General features: G+C 77.6%; 1 protein-coding gene and 1 pseudogene. Both read left to right on the forward strand.

The genetic code is table 11. The annotated features are described in order from the left end of the window. Positions 1–311 (forward strand): annotated as a pseudogene (locus F2B26_RS16265) (primosomal protein N'); the annotation flags it as partial. A 20-nt stretch (positions 312–331) separates the two neighbouring features. Next, positions 332–1,267 (forward strand): methionyl-tRNA formyltransferase, encoded by a 936-nt coding sequence (gene fmt / locus F2B26_RS16270; RefSeq protein ID WP_159811114.1) that lies wholly within the window; start codon positions 332–334, stop codon positions 1,265–1,267. Positions 1,268–1,282 lie beyond the last annotated feature (15 nt).

Raw genomic sequence — 1,282 nt, forward strand, 5'->3', positions numbered from 1 at the left:
ACCCCGTCTGGTTGGCCGACCTCGACCTGGCCGAGCGCACCGAGCTCGGGCTGCCGCCCGCCGTCCGCGCCGTGGCGGCGACGGGGGAGCGGGTCGCGGTCGAGGCCTTCGCCACCCGCATCGAGGTCCCCGAGCTGGTGGTCCTGGGCCCGGTCCCGGTGGCCGACGACGAGGTCCGGGTGGTGCTACGTGCACCGCTCCGGCACGGCGCCGCGCTGGCGGCTGCGGTGGCCGGCGCACTCGGGGTACGGAGCGCCCGTCGAGAACCCGGCGCGCTGCGGGTCCGGCTCGACCCCCCGGACCTGGGCTGACGGGCTCCTAGGATCGAGCCATGCGACTTCTCTTCGCCGGGTCCCCGGCGCCCGCGGCGCGTGCCCTGGCCGCGCTGCTCGACAGCCGGCACGAGGTGGTGGCCGTGCTCACCCGGCCCGACGCACCCGCGGGGCGTGGTCGCAGCACGACGCCGAGCGCCGTCGCCGCCGCGGCCCACGAGGCGGGCCTCGAGGTCCTGGCACCAGCCCGCCTGTCGGACCCGGCGTTCGTCGACCGGCTCACCGAGCTGGCGGTCGACGTCGCCCCGGTGGTCGCCTACGGCGCGCTCATCCCGGCGGCCCTGCTCGACGTGCCGACGCACGGCTGGGTCAACCTGCACTTCTCGGTGCTGCCCGCCTGGCGGGGCGCCGCGCCGGTGCAGCACGCCGTGCTGGCCGGTGACGAGGTGACGGGTGCGAGCACGTTCCGCATCGAGGCCGGTCTGGACACCGGGCCTGTGTTCGGCACGGTCACCGAGCCGATCGGCCCGCACGACACGTCCGGCGACCTGCTCGGCAGGTTGGCCGACATCGGCTCCCAGCTGCTCGTGCGCACGCTCGACGCGCTCGAGGAGGGCATCCTCGCGGCCGTCCCGCAGCCGGCCGACGGGGTCTCCTACGCCCCCAAGCTCACCGCCGAGGACGGCCGGGTGCGCTGGGAGCACCCCGCGCACTCGGTGGACCGGCGCATCCGGGCGTGCACGCCGGCACCGGGTGCCTGGACCACGGTGCACGGCACGCGGCTGGGGCTGGGGCCCGTCAGCCCGGCACCCCAGGCCGAGCCGCTCGCGCCGGGACGCGTGCAGGTCGGCCGGCGTGAGGTCCTCGTGGGCACCGGCGGCCACCCCGTCGTGCTGGGGACGGTGACCCCGGCGGGCCGTCGCCCGATGGCCGCGGCCGACTGGGCGCGCGGCGCGCGGCTGGATGTGGACCTCGTCCTCGGGGCGGACGCGTGAACGAGGACCGCCGCG

The organism is Cellulomonas citrea, assembly GCF_009829685.1.
Classification (GTDB): domain Bacteria; phylum Actinomycetota; class Actinomycetes; order Actinomycetales; family Cellulomonadaceae; genus Cellulomonas; species Cellulomonas citrea.